The sequence below is a fragment of the Pseudomonas sp. R1-7 genome (genome assembly GCF_051132105.1).
Classification (GTDB): domain Bacteria; phylum Pseudomonadota; class Gammaproteobacteria; order Pseudomonadales; family Pseudomonadaceae; genus Aquipseudomonas.
The window spans coordinates 692097-713742 of the sequence record NZ_CP071661.1; the positions used below are offsets into that span (position 1 = coordinate 692097).

At 61.6% G+C, this 21646-nt stretch carries 19 protein-coding genes; 9 read left to right on the top strand and 10 right to left on the bottom strand.

Annotated elements, in window-relative coordinates; genetic code table 11:
* Positions 1-33: 33 nt before the first annotated feature.
* The 6 genes from J3P79_RS03105 to J3P79_RS03130 form a co-directional block, all read right to left on the bottom strand.
* Positions 34-606, bottom strand: a complete 573-nt coding sequence (locus tag J3P79_RS03105) for a HupE/UreJ family protein (protein ID WP_434608074.1) — start codon at positions 604-606, stop codon at positions 34-36.
* A gap of 30 nt (positions 607-636) precedes the next feature.
* Positions 637-1251 carry an urease accessory protein UreG gene (gene ureG / locus J3P79_RS03110; protein WP_434608076.1) on the bottom strand — a complete coding sequence of 205 codons (615 nt, stop codon included), beginning with the start codon at positions 1249-1251 and terminating at the stop codon, positions 637-639.
* Positions 1252-1260: 9 nt separating this feature from the next.
* Positions 1261-1935, bottom strand: coding sequence for an urease accessory protein UreF (locus J3P79_RS03115; protein ID WP_434608078.1), 675 nt, complete (start codon positions 1933-1935; stop codon positions 1261-1263).
* On the bottom strand, positions 1932-2432 hold the full coding sequence (ureE, locus tag J3P79_RS03120) for an urease accessory protein UreE (RefSeq protein ID WP_434608080.1): 501 nt from the start codon (positions 2430-2432) through the stop codon (positions 1932-1934). The genes J3P79_RS03115 and ureE overlap by 4 nt, the downstream gene beginning before the upstream one ends.
* Positions 2433-2608: 176 nt before the next feature.
* A complete protein-coding gene (locus J3P79_RS03125; protein ID WP_039592574.1) occupies positions 2609-3241 on the bottom strand; it encodes a TetR family transcriptional regulator in 633 nt (210 codons plus the stop codon).
* Positions 3242-3395: 154 nt separating this feature from the next.
* A complete protein-coding gene (locus J3P79_RS03130) occupies positions 3396-3776 on the bottom strand; it encodes a hypothetical protein (protein ID WP_434608081.1) in 381 nt (126 codons plus the stop codon).
* A gap of 389 nt (positions 3777-4165) precedes the next feature.
* Between J3P79_RS03130 and J3P79_RS03135 the strand changes: the two genes are divergently transcribed.
* Positions 4166-6241 (top strand): AsmA family protein, encoded by a 2076-nt coding sequence (locus J3P79_RS03135; protein WP_434608082.1) that lies wholly within the window; start codon positions 4166-4168, stop codon positions 6239-6241.
* Between the two features lie 130 nt (positions 6242-6371).
* Here the strand turns inward: J3P79_RS03135 and J3P79_RS03140 are convergent, their stop codons facing one another.
* On the bottom strand, positions 6372-6902 hold the full coding sequence (locus J3P79_RS03140; RefSeq protein WP_030140123.1) for a ferritin-like domain-containing protein: 531 nt from the start codon (positions 6900-6902) through the stop codon (positions 6372-6374).
* A 56-nt stretch (positions 6903-6958) separates the two neighbouring features.
* Positions 6959-7900 carry a LysR substrate-binding domain-containing protein gene (locus tag J3P79_RS03145; protein ID WP_434608086.1) on the bottom strand — a complete coding sequence of 314 codons (942 nt, stop codon included), beginning with the start codon at positions 7898-7900 and terminating at the stop codon, positions 6959-6961.
* Positions 7901-8027: 127 nt separating this feature from the next.
* Here J3P79_RS03145 and J3P79_RS03150 point away from each other — a divergent pair, with 127 nt between their 5' ends.
* The 5 genes from J3P79_RS03150 to J3P79_RS03170 all read left to right on the top strand — a co-directional run bounded on the left by J3P79_RS03150 (position 8028) and on the right by J3P79_RS03170 (position 11653).
* A complete protein-coding gene (locus J3P79_RS03150; protein WP_434608088.1) occupies positions 8028-8666 on the top strand; it encodes an FMN-dependent NADH-azoreductase in 639 nt (212 codons plus the stop codon).
* A 101-nt stretch (positions 8667-8767) separates the two neighbouring features.
* Positions 8768-9658: an alpha/beta fold hydrolase gene (locus tag J3P79_RS03155; RefSeq protein WP_434608090.1), complete on the top strand. Its 891-nt coding sequence runs from the start codon at positions 8768-8770 to the stop codon at positions 9656-9658.
* Positions 9659-9791: 133 nt separating this feature from the next.
* Positions 9792-10064: a PsiF family protein gene (locus J3P79_RS03160; RefSeq protein WP_434608091.1), complete on the top strand. Its 273-nt coding sequence runs from the start codon at positions 9792-9794 to the stop codon at positions 10062-10064.
* A 111-nt stretch (positions 10065-10175) separates the two neighbouring features.
* A complete protein-coding gene (locus J3P79_RS03165; RefSeq protein ID WP_434608093.1) occupies positions 10176-11189 on the top strand; it encodes an AI-2E family transporter in 1014 nt (337 codons plus the stop codon).
* 107 nt (positions 11190-11296) lie between these two features.
* Positions 11297-11653: a hypothetical protein gene (locus tag J3P79_RS03170; RefSeq protein ID WP_434608094.1), complete on the top strand. Its 357-nt coding sequence runs from the start codon at positions 11297-11299 to the stop codon at positions 11651-11653.
* A 62-nt stretch (positions 11654-11715) separates the two neighbouring features.
* Here J3P79_RS03170 and J3P79_RS03175 read toward each other — a convergent pair whose 3' ends face one another.
* On the bottom strand, positions 11716-12990 hold the full coding sequence (locus J3P79_RS03175) for an Hsp70 family protein (protein ID WP_434608096.1): 1275 nt from the start codon (positions 12988-12990) through the stop codon (positions 11716-11718).
* 297 nt (positions 12991-13287) lie between these two features.
* Between J3P79_RS03175 and J3P79_RS03180 the strand changes: the two genes are divergently transcribed.
* The 3 genes from J3P79_RS03180 (at position 13288) to J3P79_RS03190 (ending at position 19803) form a co-directional block, all read left to right on the top strand.
* Positions 13288-14226 (top strand): DnaJ C-terminal domain-containing protein, encoded by a 939-nt coding sequence (locus tag J3P79_RS03180; RefSeq protein WP_434608097.1) that lies wholly within the window; start codon positions 13288-13290, stop codon positions 14224-14226.
* A 125-nt stretch (positions 14227-14351) separates the two neighbouring features.
* Positions 14352-14651 carry a chaperone modulator CbpM gene (locus tag J3P79_RS03185; RefSeq protein ID WP_434608099.1) on the top strand — a complete coding sequence of 100 codons (300 nt, stop codon included), beginning with the start codon at positions 14352-14354 and terminating at the stop codon, positions 14649-14651.
* Between the two features lie 112 nt (positions 14652-14763).
* Positions 14764-19803 carry an NEL-type E3 ubiquitin ligase domain-containing protein gene (locus tag J3P79_RS03190; RefSeq protein WP_434608102.1) on the top strand — a complete coding sequence of 1680 codons (5040 nt, stop codon included), beginning with the start codon at positions 14764-14766 and terminating at the stop codon, positions 19801-19803.
* Between the two features lie 82 nt (positions 19804-19885).
* Here the strand turns inward: J3P79_RS03190 and ureC are convergent, their stop codons facing one another.
* Positions 19886-21586, bottom strand: a complete 1701-nt coding sequence (ureC, locus tag J3P79_RS03195) for an urease subunit alpha (protein ID WP_434608105.1) — start codon at positions 21584-21586, stop codon at positions 19886-19888.
* Positions 21587-21646 lie beyond the last annotated feature (60 nt).

A 21646-nucleotide genomic window follows, 5' to 3' on the forward strand; every position in this document is an offset into this window, starting at 1 on the left:
TCCGACGAAGGGGCCTTTCAAGGCGCTGGAGAATCAACCCGCCAGCAACCAAACCCCAGCCGCCGCCGAAGCCGCCCCGGCCAACCGCACCAATGGCGCTGCCGCTCGCGGCAACACCCGCACCAGCGCAAAGCCCGCGCCATGCAGCGCCGCTGTCGCTGCGACAAAGCCTGCGGCGTAAGCCCAAGGGCTGGACATGTCCGGCAGCTCCAAGCCATGGGCCACACCATGGAACAGCGCAAACATCGCCGTCGCAGCAACGGCCATGCCCAGCGGCGGACGCACGGCCAACGCCACGGCCAGGCCCAGGGCAAATACGGAGGCGGCGATCCCGCTTTCCAGCGCTGGCAGCTCCAGGCCTTCAAAACCCAACAAGCCGCCAAGCAGCATCGTGCCGACGAAGGTGCACGGCAGCGCCCAGCGTGCAGCGCCTTGCTGTTGCGCCGCCCACAAACCGACCGCAAGCATCGCCAGCAAATGATCGAGCCCACCGATGGGGTGGCCGAGTCCGGCGATCAGGCCGTTATCGCCATGGCCTGGGTGGGCGAAGGCCAGCGCCGGGGTCAATAGCAGGGCGAGGGCGCCGCAGATACGTTTGAATGACATGGATAAGCTTCCTTGTTGGAATGGGAAAAATCACGCAGCCGTCAACAGGCCCTGGCGTTCGATGAAGGCAATGATGTCGTCCAGGCCCTGGCCGGTCTTCTGGTTGCTGAACACGAACGGCTTGCCGTTGCGCATCCGCTGGGTGTCGCTGTTCATCATTTCCAGGGAGGCGCCCACCAATGGCGCCAAGTCGATCTTGTTGATCACCAGCAAATCGGATTTGCAGATACCCGGCCCGCCCTTGCGCGGCAGTTTGTCGCCCGCCGAGACGTCGATGACATAAATGGTCAGGTCCGACAGCTCGGGGCTGAACGTTGCCGACAAGTTGTCGCCGCCGGACTCCACCAGGATCAGGTCCAAGTCTGGGAAGCGCCGGTTCAACTGATCGACCGCTTCCAGATTGATCGAGGCGTCTTCGCGGATCGCGGTGTGCGGGCAGCCGCCGGTCTCCACGCCGATGATCCGTTCCGGCGCCAGGGCTTCGTTGCGCACCAAGAAATCGGCGTCCTCGCGGGTATAGATGTCGTTAGTGACCACCGCCAGGTTGTAGCGCTCGCGCAAGGCCAGACACAGGGCGAGCGTCAGGGCGGTCTTGCCGGAGCCCACCGGGCCGCCGATACCCACGCGCAGAGGTTGTGTATTCATGTGTGTCTCCTAGGAACGGAACAGGCGGCTGTACTGGCGCTCATGGGCCATGCACGCCAGGGACAGGCCAAACGCGGCGCTGCCGTAATGGTCGGGATCGATGTTCGAGGCGTCTTGCTGGGCCTGTTGCAACAGCGGCAGCAGTTCGCTGGTCAGGCGTTGGGCGGCTTGCTGGCCCAGGGGCAGGGTTTTCATCAGCACCGCCAGTTGGTTTTCCAGCCAGCTCCACAACCAGGCGGCGAGGGCGTCCTGGGGGCCGATGTTCCAGGCGCGGGCCGCCAGGGCCCAGCCCAGCGCCAGGTGGGTTTCGCCGCGCTGTTGGAGAAAGTCGCGGGCCGCGCTGTCGAGTTCCGGCAGGCCGGCGAGCAACTGTTGCAACGAATAGCCCATCTGCCGGCTTTCCTGGTGCAGCTCGCGGGTTTCCCGGCTGGCACGGTGTTGTTCACAAAGTCGTTGCAGCGCGTTCCAATCGCTAGCCGCGGCGGCTGTGCAATGGGCGAGCAGCAGGGGCGCTTCGAAACGTGCGAGGTTCAGCAGCAGTTGATCGCCGATCCAGCGACGTGCGTCATCTGGCGTCTTGACCCGACCGTTATCCACCGCCATTTCCAATCCTTGGGAATAGCTGTAGCCGCCAATCGGCAGTTGTGGGCTGGCCAGACGCAGCAGCGCCCAGGCCGGGTTCATGTACGCACGCCAAACTGATGCAGGCGCGGCGCGTAATTGAAATCTTCGTCGCCGTGCCGGGAATGATGATGGCCACCACCATAGGCGCCATGTTCCGGCTGGAAGGGGGCTTCGATGGCTTCGGCCGTGGCGCCCAGTTGTTCGAGCATTGCCTTGAGCACGTAATCGTCCAGCAAGCGCAGCCAGCCATCGCCCACTTGCAGGGCCACGTGTCGATTACCCAAGTGGTAGGCCGCGCGGGTCAGTTCGAACGCATTGGCACAGGTGACATGCAGCAATTGCTCAGGACGCGCGCAGACCCGCACGATGCGACCGTCCTCGGCCTGTAGGCATTCGCCGTCATACAACGGCGGCTGGCCTCGCTCGAGGAACAGCCCAACGTCTTCACCTTCAGCACTGAAACAGCGCAGGCGGCTTTTACTGCGTGCATCGAAGGTCAAGTGCAACTCGGCGTGCCAGCCAGGCTGAGTGTCGATTCTGCGGTGAATCACCAGCATCGGAGTGCTTCCAGCAATGAACAATGCTGTGTTTAGAGCAAGGGGCTTGCCAAAGGAAGGGGATGTAGGAAATGGCGCGGGATGGCGTCGCGGGGCGGGGCAGATTGCGTTCCATGTTGGTGCGCGGCGTGATTTTGCGCACCATTTTGCGACGAGCCCGACAGCGCCTGTGGGCGTTACTCGGTGCTACCCAATCCGCGCCAATGCTTGAGGCCAATGAAGATGAATCGCAACTGCTGGGTAATCTTTGCCTGGGGCGTGAGGTGTTCGGGCAGGGCTTCGGCGGGTGGATCGATTATGTCCGGCAGGGTGGCGAACACGCTCTTGACGATGAGGTCGGCCATCACGTTCAGCCCGGCAAGGTCCAGGTGCTGGAGTTTCGGCATCAGCGCCAGGTCGGCGGCCAGGTCCGAGCTGATGTCTTCTCGCAGCCTTGCGATGGCTTGACGGACCGGTTGCGAACCGCCGTATTGCTCGCGGGCCAGGAACAGGAACTGCGATCGATTGGCGTGGACCACGTCGAGAAAGATCCGCACCGACGCATCGATAATGCCGCCCATGACGAATTCGTTGTGACGCACCAGTCGAATGGTTTCGCGAAAGGTCTGGCCGACTTCGCTGACGAGCGCCAGGCCCAATTGGTCCATGTCCTGGAAATGCCGGTAGAACCCGGTGGGAACTATGCCTGCCGTCTTGGCAACTTCGCGCAGGCTCAGGCTGCCGAACCCCCTGCCGCATTCCATCAAATGGCGGGCTGCGTCCATCAGGGCATTTCGGGTCTGTTGTTTCTGTTCGGCGCGGGGCAGCATCGCAGGACTGACTTCCGAGTCATGGGAGCGACGCACTCTAGCAAATCGGCTTTGCCGTCGTCGAACGGTAGGAGCTCATCGAGGGGAAACGAGGGGCTGGAAAAATCAAAAGCCCGATTCGAGGAATCGGGCTTTTCTATTGAACGCCATGGGCTCAGCTCACTGTGCTGTTGCGTTCGATTACACGGTCACCACCGCCTTCGGCCAGGGTTTGACCTTGTGGAGTGCGGTCGGAGCCGTCAGCGGCCAGGGTTTGACCTTGTGGAGTGCGGTCGGAGCCGTCAGCGGCCAGGGTTTGACCCGGAGTGCGATCGGAGCCGTCAGCAGCAAAGGTCTGGCCTTGAGGGGTGCGGTCGGAACCGTCTTCGACCAGGCCTTTTTGCTCCAGGCGGTCACGACCACCTTCGGCTACGGTTTGGCTGTAGACAGACTGGCTGTCCTTGACCTGCGGTGTGGCTTGTTCGGAAGCTGGCAGGGCAAAAGCGGTCGAGGCCAGGAGTGAAAGGGAAAGGCTCATCAGTATTTGGCGTTTCATGATCGTTGCTCCTTGGGAGGGCTGAAAAGTGGGTACGAGGGCAATGCTACTCTCGATAAGTCGATATAAAAGTTCATAAACACAATGGTAATAATCAACGGAATTGATTGTTCGGCGAAAAGGCTCTAGGACGCGGCTTTCAGAGGAGCGTTTTTGCCCCGGAGTGGGTAGTTTGTACTCACTTGCGCCCCGCAAATGTGCGGCGGCGGTAACAGGTAGCTGTCGAACCGGTCAGCTTCTTGTGCGTTTTTTAGTGCCGTTCGTCCCCCTTGGTGGTAAACCTGTCGGCCGTTTTGCCTGTCCAACGATCATCGACAACGAGCCGGCTACAGGTTCGGTTGCCCCAGGCGTCGTAGTCCGGACGCCCATTTGCCTCAGGAGCCTTGTGCATGACGCGCACCTCAAAAATCTTCGCCTGGGGCTTTGCCTGCCTCATTGTCCTGCTGGCCGTGCTGGTGCTGGTTATCGCGTTTTTCGATTGGAACCGAATCAAGCCGACGCTCAATACCAAGGTCTCCGAGGAGTTGCATCGCTCGTTCGCCATCAATGGCAACCTGGCGGTGATCTGGCGCCGCGAACTCGACGAAGGTGGCTGGCGGGCATGGTTGCCATGGCCGCACGTGGTGGCCGAGGACCTGACCCTGGGAAACCCGGAATGGTCGAAGACCCCACAGATGGTCACGCTCAAGCGCGTTGAATTGCGCATTTCGCCCTTGGCATTACTGGCCCGGCGGGTGGCCATCCCGCGTATCGACCTGACAGGGCCCGACGCCAGCCTGCAGCGCCTGGCTGATGGTCGCGCCAACTGGACCTTCCAGTTCGACCCGAAGGACCCGGACGCCGAGCCGTCCAGCTGGGTCGTGGACATCGGCGCCATCGGTTTTGACAAGGGGCACGTCACGCTGGATGACCAGACGCTCAAGACCCGGCTCGACGTGCTGGTCGACCCGTTGGGCAAGCCGATTCCCTTCAGCGATATTGTCGGTGAAAAAACCGCGGCCAAAGCCCGGGAGCAGGGCGCTTCGCCACAGGACTATGCCTTTGCCTTCAAGGTCGACGGGCAATATCACGGGCAGAGTCTGAGCGGATCCGGCAAGGTCGGCGGTCTGCTGGCCTTGCAGGACGCGGCGCAACCCTTTCCATTGCAGGCCCAGGCGAAAATCGCCGATACCCGCGTCGAACTGGCGGGCACCTTGACCGACCCGAAAAACCTCGGCGCCCTGGATCTGCGTTTGAAACTGGCCGGCAACAGCCTGGCCAATCTTTACCCGCTGACGGGTGTGACCTTGCCGGATTCGCCTCCTTATTCCACGGATGGTCGATTGATCGCCAAGCTCCACGAGCCGGACGGCGCCCAGTTTCGCTATGAGGCGTTCAACGGCAAGATCGGCGACAGCGACATTCACGGCAACCTGGCCTATGTCGCCAGCCAGCCCCGGCCGAAACTCAGCGGTGCGCTGGTCTCCGATCAGTTGTTGTTCAGCGATTTGGCGCCGCTGATCGGCGCAGACTCCAACGCAGAACAAAAAGCCCGTGGGGGCGCCAGTAAACAACCGTCCGGCAAGGTGTTGCCGGTTGAAGAGTTCCGCACTGAACGCTGGGGCGTGATGGACGCCGACGTGGAGTTCACGGGCAAGCGTATCGTCCACAGCGAGCAGCTGCCGTTTACCGATCTCTACACGCACCTGGTGCTCAACGATGGTCAACTGAGCCTGGAACCCCTGCGCTTTGGCGTGGCCGGTGGGCGGCTCGATGCGCAGATCCGCCTCAACGGCCACACCCAGCCTCTCGAAGGCCAGGCTAAATTGACCGCGCGCGGCTTCAAGCTCAAGCAGCTGTTCCCGGGGTTCGAGCCGATGAAGACCAGTTTCGGTGAGCTTAATGGCGACGCGGATATTTCCGGCCGCGGCAACTCGGTGGCGGCGTTGCTGGGAACGTCCAATGGCACCCTGAAGATGCTCATCAACGACGGCGCCATCAGCCGCGAGCTGATGGAGCTGGCGGGTCTCAACGTCGGCAACTACGTGGTGGGGAAAATCTTTGGCGACAAGGAAGTGAAGATCAACTGCGCAGCAGCTGATTTCGATATCAAGACTGGCCTGGCAACCACGCGCCTGTTCGTCTTCGACACCGAGAACGCGATTATCTATATCGACGGCACGGCGAACATGGCCACCGAACAACTGGACCTGACCGTCACGCCCGAGTCCAAGGGCTGGCGGTTGATTTCCCTGCGCTCGCCGTTATACGTGCGCGGCACGTTCGCCAAGCCTGCCGCCGGCGTCAAGGCCGTGCCGCTGATGCTGCGCGGTGCCGGCATGGTTGCCCTGGGTGTCATCGCCGCGCCGGCGGCGGGGCTGTTGGCCCTGGTGGCGCCCAGCGGTGGCGAGCCGAACCAGTGCGCGCCGTTGCTGGAGCAGATGAAGGCGGGTAAGGCGCCGGTGACGGTCAAACCTACCCGGTAGCTCAATGTCGCGGTGAGGCGACTGGCCTCATCGCGAGCAAGCTCGCTCCCGCAGGGGACCGCATTCTGTCCGAAGGAATGCGGTCAAAATGTGGGAGCGAGCTTGCTCGCGATGGGGCCCCTTAGGACTCTTACAGATCGGCCAGGATATCGGCCATGTCATCGGCGTGCTCTTCCTCTTGGGCCAGGATGTCCTCGAAAATGCGCCGCGTGGTCGGGTCTTTTTCGCCAATGTACTGCACGATTTCCCGGTAGCTGTCGATGGCTATGCGTTCGGCCACCAGATCTTCGAACACCATTTCCTTGAGCGTATTGCCCGCCACGTACTGGGCATGGGAATGCCGGGTCAGCAGATCGGGGTTGAATTCCGGTTCGCCGCCCAGTTGCACGATGCGTTCGGCGAGCCGGTCGGCGTGCTCGGATTCCTGGTTGGCGTGTTCGAGGAACTCGCTCGCCGCGACGCTGGCCTTCAGACCGGTGGCCATGAAGTAGTGCCGCTTGTAGCGCAGCGTGCAGACGAGCTCGGTGGCCAGTGCTTCGTTGAGCAGTCGGATGATTTCCTGGCGGTCGGCGTTGTAGCCTTCGGTGACCGCGCCGTTCTGGACGTTCTGGCGCGCACGTTCGCGCAGGGTCGTGACGTCGGATAAGTGCATGTCGCTCATCTCGTTCTCCTGGAGGCTGATCCGGTTTGGCGTCACGCTCTGCTGGCGCGATCGCTCTAGGTCTGAGCGACGCTGTCCTGGAAAAGTTTTACCGGATTTTTCAGCGCGTGCCCGGACTGGCGTGCTTCTTCCTCCACCCATTGGAAAAATGCCCGCACGGGCGGATGCCGCTCACGTCCCGGTACGCAAAGCGCGCTGTAGCCCGCGCCGTTGACCTGGACATGCGGGCGATAACCCACGAGCAGGCCGCTGGCGACGCTTTGCGAAGCGAGGATGTTGCTCGCCAATACCAGGCCTTGGCCGGCAATGGCGGCTTGCAAGGCGTAGTGCTCTTCGTCGTATTCACGCATGCAAGGCTGCCGGCTCATCCAACTTTCCCCTCCCTGGATGCACCAGGCATCCCAGCCATGGGCGTACAACTTGGAATTGTGCCAGCGCACGCTGATCAGCGTCGGCAACTGCCGGGTCGCCAGCGCGACTTGTTCAGGCGAGCCATACACGCCGAAGCTCTCTTCAAACAGGCACAGGCCATAGAGGTTCGCGTAGCCGTCCAGGCTGTAGCGCACCACCAGGTCGACGCTGGCGTCCTGATGCAGGTCGATGACTTCGCAATGAGTGTCCAGGCGCACTTTGATGTTCGGATGACGCGCGTAAAAACGTCCCAGGCGCGGCACCAGCCAAAGGGCGGCAAACGCCGCGGTGGTGGAAATCGTCAAATGAGTGGTGCTGCGCAACGGGCGGAGGCTGTCGACGCTTTGGGCAACCTCCAACAATGCCCCGTGCAGGCTGTGGAACAGGCGTTGCCCGGCGTCGGTGAGACGCACCCGGCGCGGCAGGCGTTCGAACAACTGCGCCCCCAGCCAGGTTTCCAGCGAGCGGATCTGGTGGGAAATCGCTGTTGGCGTGACCGACAGCTCTTCAGCCGCCGCCTTGAAGCTGAGCAGGCGGGCGGCGGACTCGAAGGCTCGCAAGGCGTTCAGGGGCAGGCTGGCAAACATTCCAAATCTCCGTACGGATGAAAACAACTCATCTCGATGAACTAACGCTCATTTGAGAACAAGCGCTGGCGGGCCGCAAGCTGAAGCTACAAACAGTTCAATTGTAGTCGCAATGGAGGAGTTCCAGATGAGCAGCATTCTTGTCGTGCAAGGCAGCCCGCGTGGCGAGCGTTCCCATTCCCGACGTTTGGCGCAGACGTTCATGACCGCTTGGCAGGCCGCCAACCCGCTGTCCGTGCCAACTCGCCGCGAGGTCGGCCGCACCGTCATCCCAGCGGTCAACGAAGCCTTCATCGCCGCGGCGTTTTACCCGGAGCCGCAGGCGCGACCATTGACCATGCAGGCCGATCTGGCGCTGAGCGATGCGCTGGTGGCCGAACTGCAAGCACACGACCGCTTGGTCATCTCCGCACCCATGCACAATTTTGGTGTGCCCAGCGGTGTGAAGGCCTGGATCGACCAGATCGTACGTATCGGCGTGACGTTCAACCACAGTCTGGATAACGGGATCTCCCAATACGAGCCGCTGGTGCTGGGCAAGAAGGCGTTGATCGTGACCAGTCGCGGCGATTTCGGCTTTGGCCCCGGCGGTCAACTGGAGGCCATGAACCATGCCGACACCTGGCTTCGGGCGGTCCTGGGCTTCATCGGCATCAACGACGTGACGGTCGTGGCGGCCGAAGGCGAGGAGTCGGCCGAGCACAGCTTCGCGCGTTCCTATGCCGAGGCCGAGCAGCGATTGCTGGCACTGGCGCGGACGTTCTGATGGCCTGGGCCCTGCTGTGATCGGCTGAAATGACTTGGGTGTCATAGACTGGTCATCATCGGTACTGATGCTGACCCACTCTTGATCGCAAGGATGTCGCCATGTCGCAACGCTGTGCCACTCGTTACCCGCTGGTGCTGGTCCCAGGCATGCTCGGTTTCATTCGCCTGGTGTTGTATCCGTACTGGTACGGCATCGTGGAGGCTCTGCGCCGGGGTGGGGCCGTGGCGATCCCGGTGAAGGTGTCGCCCTTGCACTCATCCGAGGTTCGCGGCGAGCAGTTGTTGGCGCGGATCGAGGAAATCCTGAAGCAAACCGGTGCGCAAAAAGTCAACTTGATCGGCCACAGCCAGGGCGCCCTCAGTGCCCGCTACGCCGCGGCCAAGCGCCCGGACCTGGTGGCGTCGGTCACTTCGGTGGCCGGCACCAACCACGGTTCCGAACTGGCCGATTACCTGCAAACCCATTATCCGGCCGACAGCGCCAAGGGCCGGGTGCTCAGTGCCTTGCTGCGGCTGATCAACGCCATCATGAGTCGCTTGGACACCGGCTATCGCGGGCCACGCCTGCCGGCCGACCTGCAGGCCTCCCATGCCTCGCTGACGACCGCGGGGGTGGCGCTGTTCAACGAGCGTTTCCCACAGGGCTTGCCGCAAGCCTGGGGTGGGCACGGCCCGGAAGAGGTCAATGGCGTGCGTTATTACTCCTGGTCGGGGACGTTGCAGCCGGGCAAGACCGACAGAGGCCGCAACCTGTTCGACGGCACCAACCGCACTTGCCGTTTATTTGCCCGCACCTTCGTCAGGGAAGCGGGACAATGCGACGGCATGGTCGGGCGCTACAGTTCGCACCTGGGGACCGTCATCCGGGATGATTATCCGCTGGACCACTTCGACATCGTCAATCAGTCGCTAGGGCTGGTGGGCAAGGGCGCAGAGCCGATCCGGCTATTTGTCGAGCATGCCGAGCGGTTGAAGGCGGCCGGGGTGTAGCCAGCTTGCTCCGGGCGGCGATCCGACGATGGCGGCAGCTCAGGCACTAAAGGTCAAAAGAGGAAGGTGTAACAGGCCTTGTCTACACTGCACCCCATCGCCGTGCCCTCGTGCGGCAACCAGGAGAAACACCATGAAGATGCTTCGTGTGCCTTTGTTGATGCTCGGTTTGTTGCTGTGCTCCCAGGGCTACGCCGAGACGGCGCAGCAGAACAAGATGACCACCTGCAACGCAGACGCCAGCGCCAAGGCCCTCAAGGGTGACGAGCGCAAGGCCTTCATGAGCAACTGCCTCAAGGCTACACCGCAGGAGCGCATGAAGTCCTGCAACGCCACCGCCACCGAGCAGGCCCTGAAGGGTGACGCTCGCAAGGCGTTCATGAGTGAATGCCTGAAGAAGAAATAAGCGCCGCAATCTTCTGAACCCTGGCACAAATCGGCCGATACAATCCCTAGTGCTGCCAGCGGATCGCTGGCAGACTGCCGATCCTTTCACGCCGTTTTGTCCTGGGGCTGTATGCCAACGTTTTCTCAGCGTCATGTGTTGTTGGTGATCAGTTGGGTGATCATTTTTGGCGGGTTGTTGCTGGTGCTGCCGCTGCGCCTGTTGCCGAGCCTGTTGGCCGGGTTGCTGGTGTTCGAGCTGGTCAACATGCTCACGCCGCAGTTGCAACGCCTGATCGAAGGCCGCCGCGCCCGCTGGCTGGCGGTGGCGTTGCTGGGCACGCTGGTCGTGAGCGTACTGTCGCTGATCTTCGCCGGGGCTTTCAGTTTCCTGCTGCACGAAGCGGAAAATCCAGGCGCTTCCCTGGACAAATTCATGGCCGTTGTCGATCGCGCCCGTGGGCAACTGCCGCCCTTTATCGACGCCTACTTGCCCGCCAGCGCGGCCGAGTTCCGGGTGGCGATCGGCGATTGGGTGAGCAAGCACTTGAGCGACTTGCAGCTCGTGGGCAAGGACGCCGCCCACATGTTCGTGACGCTGCTGATTGGTATGGTGTTGGGCGCGATCATCGCCCTGCAGCGCATCCCCGACCTGACCAAACGCAAGCCCCTGGCCGCGGCGCTGTTCGATCGCCTGAACCTGCTGGTCAAGGCGTTTCGCAACATCGTTTTTGCCCAGATCAAGATTTCCCTGCTCAATACCTTCTTCACGGGGATCTTCCTGGCGGTGGTGTTGCCGCTGTTCGGCATTCATCTGCCGTTGACCAAGACCCTGATCGTGATGACGTTCCTGCTGGGGCTGTTGCCGGTGATCGGCAACCTGATGTCCAACACGCTGATCACCGTCGTTGCCCTGTCATTGTCGATCTGGGTGGCGGTGGCCGCGCTGGGTTACCTGATCGTGATCCACAAGCTCGAATACTTCCTCAACGCCCGTATCGTCGGCGGGCAGATCAGCGCCAAGTCCTGGGAACTGCTCATGGCAATGCTGGTGTTCGAAGCCGCGTTCGGCCTGCCGGGAGTGGTGGCAGGGCCGATTTATTATGCGTATCTCAAGAGTGAGTTGAAGCAGGTGGGGATGGTGTAGCGCTATCGCGCACCTGTTATATCTGACAGTAGACGGCGTTTTTGGAAGGTTGTTAGCTTGGTCAAGGGTTCGTATCTCCCGCAAACCCGGCTATCAGGAGCGTATCCATGAGCGTAATCACAGTTAATAAAGACACGTTCACCAAGGACGTGGCTCTATCAAACATTCCGGTGTTCTTGGCATTCACGAATCAGAGCAAAGCCGGCCTCGCGATGGAGGCGGTCCTGGATGAGTTGGCCAGCGACGCCGAGCTTGTCGGTAAAATCAAAGTGGCGCGAAAGGAATTCATAGCGGGGGAAGCGCTCGAAAAACTCCTTGACGTCCAATCCGCCCCGACGACCCTTATTATCCAGATGGAAACAGTCGTAGGGCGATATCCCTCCGGGTGGTTCAAGGACAAGATTAAAAATTCCTTAAGAGCTTTCGCTCCCGATCCTACGACAAGTCAACCAACGGAAAACTAGTTCAACAAATGCCCTCCCGATCTACCCTGACCGGGGCAGGCTCGGGTAGCTCGGGGAGGCGTTCAAATTTGGGTTCCGTAACGCTTCATCGCCTCGATCGCCAACCCACTGCCGATACTGCCAAAGATATTGCCTTCCACATGCCGTGCCTGGGGCAGCATGGCCGAGACGCTGTTGCGCAGCGCCGGGATGCCGCTGGAGCCTCCGGTGAAGAACACCGTGTCGACCTGATCAACCCGCACGTTGGCATCGTTGAGCAGTTGCGTGACGCTGTTGCGCACGCGCTCCAGCAGGCCGTCGATCGCTGACTCGAACAGGGCGCGGCTCAAGTCCACGCTCAGGCCCGGCTCGATCCGGTCCAGGGCCACGTGCCGCTGCTCGGCGTGGGTCAGCTGGATCTTGGTTTCTTCCACTTCCATCGCCAGCCAGTGTCCGGCGCGCTGTTCGATCAGCTTGAACAGCCGGTCGATGCCCGCCGTGTCTTCGATGTCGTAGCGCATGCTGCCCAGGGCCAGGGTGGATTTCTGCGAATACACCGAGTTGATGGTGTGCCAGGTCGCCAGGTTCATGTGGTGGCTGGTGGGCATGTAGGCACCGCTTTTCATCCGGCTGCCGTAGCCGAACAGCGGCATCAGGCCTTGCAGGCTGAGCTGCTTGTCGAAGTCGGTGCCGCCGATGTGCACGCCGCCGGTTGCCAGGATGTCGGCGTGACGGTTGTCATGCATGCGCCGCTCGGGCGACAGGCGCACCAGGGAAAAGTCCGAGGTACCGCCGCCAATGTCGACGATCAGTACCAGCTCTTCTTTTTCAATGGTCGATTCATAATCGAACGCCGCGGCGATGGGCTCGTACTGGAACGAGACTTCCTTGAAACCGATGGCGCGGGCCACGTCCACCAAGGTGTTCTCCGCTTCCTGGTCGGCCAGTTCATCGTCGTCGACGAAGAACACCGGGCGCCCCAACACCACTTCTTCGAATTCCCGACCGGCGGTGGCTTCGGCGCGTTTCTTCAACTGGCCGATGAACAACCCCAGCAAGTCCTTGAATGGCATGGCCGTGCCCAACACGCTGGTGTCGTGCTTGATCAACTTGGAGCCCAGCAGGCTTTTGAGCGAGCGCATCAGCCGGCCTTCGTAGCCCTCCAGGTATTCATGCAGGGCCAGGCGGCCATACACCGGACGGCGTTCCTCGAGATTGAAAAAGACCACCGAGGGCAGGGTGATCTTGTCATCCTCCAGCGCGATCAACGTTTCCATGCCGGGGCGCAGCCAGCCGACGGTGGAGTTGGACGTGCCGAAGTCGATGCCGCAGGCACGGGCCGGGGATGCGTTTTTCATGTCTTTCAGGTTCCGGTCGAAAAAACGGCCGCGCAGTGTATGCCAGTGCGGCGCGGATTCGAAGGCCGGTTATCTGCTAATTCACTAACACAGGCCTTGAAAGACACCCCGACCCCCCCAAACTTGCTGGCATGAGCCAAGTGGCCACAGGGCGGGCACAAGAACCGCCACCGGCTGCCGATAAACTTCTGAAGCGCCGCCCGGTCACAAACCTTGAGATTGGTCAAACTCCGGGGTTTGTACCACGAGCATGCTGTGCATGGCGGTGCGATATCGATAACGGATGGTGATCCTGCAATGGACTTCAAAGACTACTACAAGATCCTGGGTGTCGAGCCGACGGCAGACGACGCCACGATCAAGGCCGCCTATCGCAAGCTGGCGCGCAAGTACCACCCGGACGTGAGCAAGGAAAAGGACGCCGAGACCAAGTTCAAGGACGTCTCCGAAGCCTATGAAGCGCTCAAAAGCGCCGACAAACGCGCCGAATATGACGACCTGCGCCGGTATGGCCAGCACGGCCAACCGTTCCAGGGCCCGCCGGGCTGGCAGAGCCGTGGCGGTTTTGGCGGTCAGGATACCGGGGATTTCTCGGACTTCTTCAGTTCGATCTTTGGCAATCGCGGGCCGGGTTTCGGTGGCGGACAATCGGGTCGCAGCGCCGGCCGACGGGGACAAGACGTGGAAATGGAATTACCGATATTCCTTGAAGAGACCCTGTCGAACGAATCGAAGAAGGTCAGCTTCCAGGTGCCGCAGTACAACGCGGCCGGCCAGCATGTGAGCAACACCAGCAAAAGCCTGAACGTGAAGATTCCGCTGGGCGTGACCGACGGCGAGCGCATCCGCCTCAAGGGCCAGGGCGCGCCGGGCGTCGGCGGCGGTGCCAATGGCGACCTGTACCTGACCATTCGATTCGCGCCGCACCCCAAGTTCGACGTCGAAGGCCAGGACCTGATCATCACGTTGCCCCTGGCGCCATGGGAATTGGCATTGGGCACGGAGGTCGCGGTGCCGACCCTCACCGGCAAGATCAACCTCAAGGTGCCGGCCGGCAGCCAGAACGGCCAACGCATGCGCGCCAAGGGCCACGGCCTGCGCAACAAGGCCGGCGAGCGCGGCTACCTGTTCGTGCAACTCAAGGCCGTGATGCCCAAGGCCAGCGACGAATCGGTCAAGGCATTGTGGGCGGAGCTGGCGAAGAAAGCCGCGTTCGATCCGCGGGAGAATTTCTGATCTGTAATGAGCTGCCTGTGGACACAACCCTGTGGCGAGGGAGCTTGCTCCCGCTGGGCTGCGAAGCAGCCCCAAACCATTCTCATGGCTAGACTCGACAGTTGAAGCATTGGGAGAAGCAGACCATGAACAACCCGATCATTGAACTGAACCTGCTGGAATTCTGTGAAGCCGCCGCCTTGGCCGATGTCCATGTGATCGAAATCGTCGAGCATGGCATCCTTGAACCCCACGGCTCGGCCCCGACGGATTGGCGTTTCACCGATTACGAACTGGTCCTGGCCAAGCGTGCCGCGAAGCTGCGGCATGATCTCGAGCTGGAATGGGAAGGTGTCGCCCTGGCGCTGGACCTGCTGGAAGAAGTCCAGCAACTGCGAGCCGAGAACCGTCGGCTGCGCCAGCAGTTGGGACGTTGGGTGGGCTGAACCGCGCAGGCACAGCGTGCGTCATGCCCTGCCCAAGACAATAAATAGTTACCGCATCTGTAGGCGAGGCACTGGTTAGGCTCGGGTTTCCAAATATCAAGGATGACCCGATATGCCAGAACCCATTCTTCGCCCGGTAGTGCCTGTCGCCCGCGACCTGCACCTGGACTTGCTCAAGGCCCGTATTCCGGGTTGGTACAGCGCAGCCATCGTGCAGCGCCAGCAGGAGCTGAGCGACCATGCGCTTGAACTGCCTGACTGGTACAGGCAGGCCCCCTACGAAACCAGGGCCAGCCTCAAGAGCAGTCACTCCCGCTACCGCGAAATCTTGAATCAGGTCGACAACGTCCTGGGCGATATCCAGGACATCCGCGCTTTTGCCGAGCCGCTGCTGGAGCAGGCGATCAAGGCTGAATTCAAGCAGACGCTCGACGTCAACCAGGTTTATTTGGTCCGCAAGTACGGACGGCAAGTTCGCGGTGATTTCTTTGGCGCGCTCGTGTTGGATAAGGGCGATAGCCAGTTCAACCAGTACGAATACCACGGCTCTTCATTGCTGGAGGCCGCGCTGGCCAATTTCGAACCCGACGAAGAGAACCGGCCCGGTTGTGCCGATTGCACACTGCTCACCACCCAGCGTCCGTTCTACGGTGGGGAGGTCATGCCGTCCACCAGCGCCTTCCAGGCGGGGGCGTTGCCGATTGCGCCGCAAGCCTTCGCCAAGCTATGCCGCACATTGGATCTGGGGCGCCTCTATCAAGAACACATCAACTCGATCGCGCGACCGGCAAACGAGGCATCACGCAACCTGTTGGATCGCCAACTGCGTGATCATCACCGGCAAGGTTTGGCGCTGACCATGGAGATCGCCCGGGCCAAGGGGAATATCAGTCAGGCGGCTTATCGAATGTTGCAACAGGTCGTCGGCGATCAGGATGCGATCACTTTGGACGACCGCGCGGTGACCTTCACCTCACTGAAAATCTTCGATATCGAACTGGTTGGCCCGTTGCTGATCGGACCGGAGCGTGAAAACAGCCGGCGAGTCGAGCGGCTCGTGGCCTACCTTCCCGGTGATCCAGAGCAGCCGCTGAAGGAATTTGCTTCCAGCGCCGACTTCATGGCGCAAACGCGGCGGCGCCTGCATGGCATCGGCTATCGGCGCTTTTTCAGCCGTTTTGTACCGCTGCGTAAGCAAGGCGTATTTTTCGAGCAGTTCAACCGCCTCTACCAACCTACCGAGCAGGAAAATAGCCTGGTCGACTACCCGCTCAAGTCGAACCTGCGACGGCTGCCCATGGACACTTCGCCCATTCCCGCCCCGTTGTGGGAGTCGTTGCGTCTAAGGCAGGTCCAGAAGATCCAGCTCGACGCCCGCGCGATAGCGGTGCCTACCGGTGATGAAGACAAGAAAGCCCGCCTGGCGCGCCAGGAGAGTTATCTGAACGCGGTCATCGACGTGCTCAACCTGGGGGCATTTGTCGTGCCAGGGTTGGGGCCGCTGATGTTGACGGTTGGGGCCGTGCAGATGTTCAACGAGGCCTTTGAAGGCATCGCAGCGTTCGAGCGCGGGGAGACCCGGGAAATGTGGGCGCATTTTTCCAGTGTCGCCCTCAACACCGCGTTCGTGGCCACGGGCGCCGCAGTGCTGCCGCATATCCAATGGTCCAACACCGTGAAGCAGTTGGAACCGCTCCGATTGGACAACGGTGAGTCACGGCTCTGGCGTCCGGACCTGGCCCCCTACCGGAGCGATCTCGTCCCACCCGCCGGCGCAGTGCCGGACGCGCGAGGACTGTATCGGGTCAACGGACGCCAGGTCCTGGCGCTGGATGGCCAGCACTATGAAGTGCAGTTGGAACCGGCAACGCAGCGGTATCGCATTCGCCATCCCTCCCGGCCGGATGCCTACCAGCCCAAGCTGACGGACAATGGCAGCGGCGCGTGGCGCCATGAACTGGAGCATCCCCATGGCTGGGCGGGTGCTAAGTTGATGAAGCGGCTCGGGCATCGGGTCGAGCATTTCAGCGCGGCGGAGCTGGAGCAGATCCGCATCGCCAGCGGCACCGGTGAGGACGTGCTGCGGCGTATGCACATAGAGGGCGCACCGATGCCGGCGTTGCTGGCCGATACGATCACGCGTTTCGACATTTGTCGACAAATCGAGACGTTGACCGCGCAACTGCAAAGTGAGGAGGCGCTGGACTACGACAACGCCGAGCCGATGACCCAGATGCACTTGCTCACGCGCTATGGTCCGTGGCCAAACGGCTTGCAACTGGAGGTGGTCGATCACTCGGGCCAGCGTCTATGGCAATACGCACCGGGTCCGCAAGCTGGCGCCGCGGTTCGAGGTGTCAGCCTCGCCGAAGCGAACGTGCGCACGCCTTCGGTGTTGAAAAACCTGATCGAGGCGGTGGATGCCGCCGGCGGCGACCTGCTGGCCGATGCGAGCCCGGCCATCGCGAAAACCGATATGCCGGCTCGAGTCCGTCAGTTGCGCAAGCAGCTCGCCGAGATCGTGGTGCGCGAAAAAGTGAGTCTGCTCAATGATTACTATGCCAAGCAGGACCTCTCGACCGACCCGCGCGCGACGCTGATCAAATCCCGTTTCCCTTCGGTCCCCGCTGCGGCAATCGACCAGATGCTGGCCCAGGCCACATCGGCTGAAACACAGCAGATGGCCGCCTGGGATTTCGCCGATGCCACCCAGACCAAACCCATCCCGCTGCGTATCGCCGAAGAGCTGCGTCATTTCCAGCGCACGGTACGGATGAACCGCGCCTACGAGGGGCTGTACCAAGAGCCGCTGGCCACTGCCGATACGCCTCGACTGGCCCTGGCGACGGTGAAGACCTTGTCGGGATGGAGTGACACGGTGCGCATCGAGTTGCGCGCAAATGACCTCACGGGCGACTTGATCGGCGCGATCGGCCCGCAGGGCGCGGAGCAGACCAAACACGTGATCAAGGATGACGGTGCCTACAAGTCCTTCGACGACCAAGGCAACGATCTGAGCCACTGGGGCAGCCTCTACGATGCGTTGCAGCGTGCCCTGCCGGATGCCGAGCGCCAAGCCATGGGTCGTCCTTCGATTCATCAGGGGGACCTGTTGAAACAGGCCATTGGTGCAGCGCCGGCAAGCCGAGATTTTCTGGCAAGCCTGTTGAAGCTGCCGCCAGTCAAGCCGTCGTATAAATCGCCGATGCGTCTGGCCTCGGGCCAGGTCGGCTACCCGCTAGGCGGCTTGCGCGAACGATTGGGGTTGAGCCGGTCGCCGCAAAGTCGGGTTCTTGAGCTGTACCCGGACTACACCGAGCAAGAAGTCCAGGCCTTGCTGGAGGCATTGGGCGAAGGCGCCGTCGGTGAACTGAAGCGACGCAAGGTCGAGTTGCAGATGCTCGACCGCGACCTGGACCTCTGGGCCAACACACCGGGCTGGCGCGAGGTGGGTCGCCAGCGTCATCAACTGGTGGATCCGCAGGCCAGGCGCGCGGTGGCTGAGCGGATCAAGCGTTGTTGGAGGCGCCAGGTCCCGGTGGTAACGGCAGTGGACGGCAGCAGGGTGGGTTATGAACTGGTCTTGAGCCAACAATATGTCGGGGAGCTTCCCGACCTGACCGCCAATTTCAGCCATGTGGCGTCGCTGAAGCTGAACGACATGGGACTTACGCAAGAGGGCAGCGAAAGTTTCCTGGCCGGTTTTTCTTCCCTTCGCTGGTTGGACATGACCCTCAACAGGCTGACCGATGTGCCCGCCGCCCTGGGGGCAATGAATGGCCTGACCAGGCTCCAATTGGGGTCCAATCAGATCCGCTTGACCAGTCGCAGCGTCGGGACGCTGCAAGACCTGACCCAGCTCAAGATCCTCAATCTGGAAAACAACCCGCTGGATCGGTTGCCGGATTTCAGCCACTTGCCCGCCTTGCGCGGCCTGTTTTTGAAAAGCACCGATATAAGCGTTTGGCCCCGCGGCCTCGGTGAGCTGCCCCTGGAACGCGTTGACTTACGCGACAATCGGTTGACCGAAGTCCCTGAAGACCTGATTGATCCGCCGCCAGCGCGCGCGCTTGCCACGGCACGCCTCAATGGCGTGACCCTGTTGCAGGGAAATCCATTGAGCGAACTGACTCAGCAGCGCTTGGGTGAGTACTGGGCGAACCTCTCCCTGTCGCATCCGCAATGGATGGCTCTGCGCTCGCCCGGAGCGTTTGGTCATGCCCTGCCTGGCAGGCCTTCGAACGTGCAGCAGTGGTTGCGTGATTTGCCAAGCACCGAGCTGGAGGCAAGAAAGGCCTTGTGGCGAAGCCTGGCGCGGGAGCCGCAGTCCAAGGAGCTGTTCAGGTTATTGAATCGCTTGGCGGGTTCTTATCAGGGCGAAGAAAACTACCCGGACCTCCAGGCGCGCGTCTGGCAGATGCTTGAGGCGGCCAGGGATTCCACGCAGTTGCGTCGTGAATTGTTTGAGCTGGCCGGCGCCCCGGCGTGCGAAGACCGCGCGGCGCTGTCGTTCAGCTACCTGGAAATCAGGTTGATGATCCACAACGCCCGGGCCCTGGCAGGGGGAACGGATGAGGCAGCGGTGTTGGTCCGCCTGGCGAAGGGGTTGTTTCGCCTCGATGAGGTGGAACGTATTGCGCTCAAAGATATTCAGCAGCGTCGAGATGCGATCAATGCGCGTCGTGATCTTACGGCAGCGCAGAAGGCCCAGCACTTACAGCAGATAGAAGAGGTCGAGGTTCGCCTGGCTTATCGTGTTGGGCTGAAGGCGCGACTGGAACTGCCCAAACAGCCCGCAGGCGGACGCTTCCTGATGCTGGCAGGTGTCACCCAAGAGGCGCTCGATGCGGCTGCCGAGCAGGTCCTGGCCCTGGACGATTCGCCTGAGCAGTTCCAATCGCTGGTGGGGCGGGATTTCTGGATCGACTACCTGAAGGAACACCATCCGACGTCCTTCCAGGCACTGACGGATACGCTCATCGCCAACCAGATTGAACTGGATGAGGCAAAGGCCGCAGGAACCCTGGAGGGAGCCGACTATGCCTCTCAGTCCGAGGCGCTTGCCTTGCAGTTCAAGATCAAGGAGGCGGAGCTGATTCAGTCGTTGACTCAATCAGAGCTGGACGCGTTGAAGGAAAGTACTGATCTATAGGGTTAAGCCGGCCCGTCTGTTTCTTGACCCAATGAAACTTGTGGCGAGGGAGCTTGCCCCCTCGCCACAGGCAACTGTTGGTTCAGAACAGGAAATAACGCTGCGCCATCGGCAAGACATCGGCTGGTTCACACCACAACAACACGCCATCGGCCTTGACCTGATAGGTCTGTGGGTCGACGTCGATGCTCGGCAGGTAGTCGTTGTGGACCAGGTCGGTTTTCTGCACATCGCGGCAGCCTTTGACCACGGCGATTTTCTTCTTCAACCCAAGCTGTTCCGGCAACCCGGCCTCGGCAGCGGCCTGGCTGATGAACGTCAGGCTGGTGGCATGCCGCGAACCGCCGTAGCTGGCGAACATGGGTCGGTAGTGCACCGGTTGCGGCGTCGGGATCGAGGCGTTGGCGTCGCCCATCAGGCTGGCGGCAATCGCCCCGCCTTTGAGAATCAGCGTCGGCTTGACGCCGAAAAATGCCGGGCGCCACAGCACCAGGTCGGCCCACTTGCCCACTTCGATTGAACCCACTTCATGGCTGATGCCGTGGGTGATCGCCGGGTTGATGGTGTACTTGGCGATGTAGCGCTTGATGCGGAAGTTGTCGTTGCCTTCGCCGTCGCCGGGGAGGGCGCCACGTTGCTTCTTCATCTTGTCGGCGGTCTGCCAGGTGCGCGTGATGACTTCGCCGACACGGCCCATGGCCTGGCTGTCGGAGCTGATCATCGAGAAGGCACCCAGGTCATGAAGGATGTCTTCGGCGGCAATGGTCTCCCGGCGGATGCGGCTTTCGGCGAAGGCCACGTCCTCGGCAATGCTCGGGTCCAAATGATGGCAGACCATCAACATGTCCAGGTGTTCGTCGATGGTGTTGCGGGTGAACGGCCGGGTCGGGTTGGTGGAGCTGGGCAGCACGTTGGGGAAACCGCAAGCCTTGATGATGTCCGGCGCATGCCCGCCACCGGCACCTTCGGTGTGGTAGGTATGGATGGTGCGGCCCTTGAACGCGGCCAGGGTGGTTTCGACGAAGCCGGACTCGTTGAGGGTGTCGGTGTGAATCGCGACCTGCACGTCGTATTGGTCGGCCACGCTCAGGCAGTTGTCGATGGCCGCCGGGGTGGTGCCCCAGTCTTCATGCAACTTCAGGCCGATGGCCCCGGCCTTGACCTGTTCGACCAGCGGCTCCGGCAGGCTGGCGTTGCCCTTGCCGGTGAAACCCATGTTCATCGGGAAGGCATCGGCGGCCTGGAGCATGCGCGCCAGGTGCCACGGCCCGGACGTGCAAGTGGTGGCGTTGGTCCCGGTGGCCGGGCCCGTGCCGCCGCCGATCATGGTGGTGACGCCGCTCATCAGCGCTTCTTCGATCTGCTGCGGGCAGATGAAGTGGATGTGGGTGTCGATACCGCCGGCGGTGAGGATCATGCCTTCGCCGGCAATCACTTCGGTGCTGGCGCCGATGGCGATGGTGACGTCGGGCTGGATGTCCGGGTTACCGGCCTTGCCAATCGCTGCGATGCGCCCGTCCTTGAGGCCGACATCGGCCTTGACGATGCCCCAGTGGTCGATGATCAGCGCGTTGGTGATCAGCGTGTCGACGACCTCGGCGGCCAGCAGTTGGCTCTGGCCCATGCCGTCGCGAATCACCTTGCCGCCGCCGAATTTCACTTCTTCGCCGTAGGTGGTGAAGTCCTTTTCCACTTCGATCCACAACTCGGTGTCGGCCAGGCGGACCTTGTCGCCGACGGTGGGGCCGAACATGTCGGCATATGCCTGACGGGTGATTTTCATGTGCTTGCCTTGGGATTCAATTGGATGTTGGACCGCTCGCATTACTCGCTATCGCAGCCT

Coding starts and splice junctions, on each gene's coding strand:
- J3P79_RS03105 (WP_434608074.1), bottom strand. CDS start 606: ATGTCATTCAAACGTATCTGCGGCGCCCTCGCCCTGCTATTGACCCCG.
- ureG (WP_434608076.1), bottom strand. CDS start 1,251: ATGAATACACAACCTCTGCGCGTGGGTATCGGCGGCCCGGTGGGCTCC.
- J3P79_RS03115 (WP_434608078.1), bottom strand. CDS start 1,935: ATGAACCCGGCCTGGGCGCTGCTGCGTCTGGCCAGCCCACAACTGCCG.
- ureE (WP_434608080.1), bottom strand. CDS start 2,432: ATGCTGGTGATTCACCGCAGAATCGACACTCAGCCTGGCTGGCACGCC.
- J3P79_RS03125 (WP_039592574.1), bottom strand. CDS start 3,241: ATGCTGCCCCGCGCCGAACAGAAACAACAGACCCGAAATGCCCTGATG.
- J3P79_RS03130 (WP_434608081.1), bottom strand. CDS start 3,776: ATGAAACGCCAAATACTGATGAGCCTTTCCCTTTCACTCCTGGCCTCG.
- J3P79_RS03135 (WP_434608082.1), top strand. CDS start 4,166: ATGACGCGCACCTCAAAAATCTTCGCCTGGGGCTTTGCCTGCCTCATT.
- J3P79_RS03140 (WP_030140123.1), bottom strand. CDS start 6,902: ATGAGCGACATGCACTTATCCGACGTCACGACCCTGCGCGAACGTGCG.
- J3P79_RS03145 (WP_434608086.1), bottom strand. CDS start 7,900: ATGTTTGCCAGCCTGCCCCTGAACGCCTTGCGAGCCTTCGAGTCCGCC.
- J3P79_RS03150 (WP_434608088.1), top strand. CDS start 8,028: ATGAGCAGCATTCTTGTCGTGCAAGGCAGCCCGCGTGGCGAGCGTTCC.
- J3P79_RS03155 (WP_434608090.1), top strand. CDS start 8,768: ATGTCGCAACGCTGTGCCACTCGTTACCCGCTGGTGCTGGTCCCAGGC.
- J3P79_RS03160 (WP_434608091.1), top strand. CDS start 9,792: ATGAAGATGCTTCGTGTGCCTTTGTTGATGCTCGGTTTGTTGCTGTGC.
- J3P79_RS03165 (WP_434608093.1), top strand. CDS start 10,176: ATGCCAACGTTTTCTCAGCGTCATGTGTTGTTGGTGATCAGTTGGGTG.
- J3P79_RS03170 (WP_434608094.1), top strand. CDS start 11,297: ATGAGCGTAATCACAGTTAATAAAGACACGTTCACCAAGGACGTGGCT.
- J3P79_RS03175 (WP_434608096.1), bottom strand. CDS start 12,990: ATGAAAAACGCATCCCCGGCCCGTGCCTGCGGCATCGACTTCGGCACG.
- J3P79_RS03180 (WP_434608097.1), top strand. CDS start 13,288: ATGGACTTCAAAGACTACTACAAGATCCTGGGTGTCGAGCCGACGGCA.
- J3P79_RS03185 (WP_434608099.1), top strand. CDS start 14,352: ATGAACAACCCGATCATTGAACTGAACCTGCTGGAATTCTGTGAAGCC.
- J3P79_RS03190 (WP_434608102.1), top strand. CDS start 14,764: ATGCCAGAACCCATTCTTCGCCCGGTAGTGCCTGTCGCCCGCGACCTG.
- ureC (WP_434608105.1), bottom strand. CDS start 21,586: ATGAAAATCACCCGTCAGGCATATGCCGACATGTTCGGCCCCACCGTC.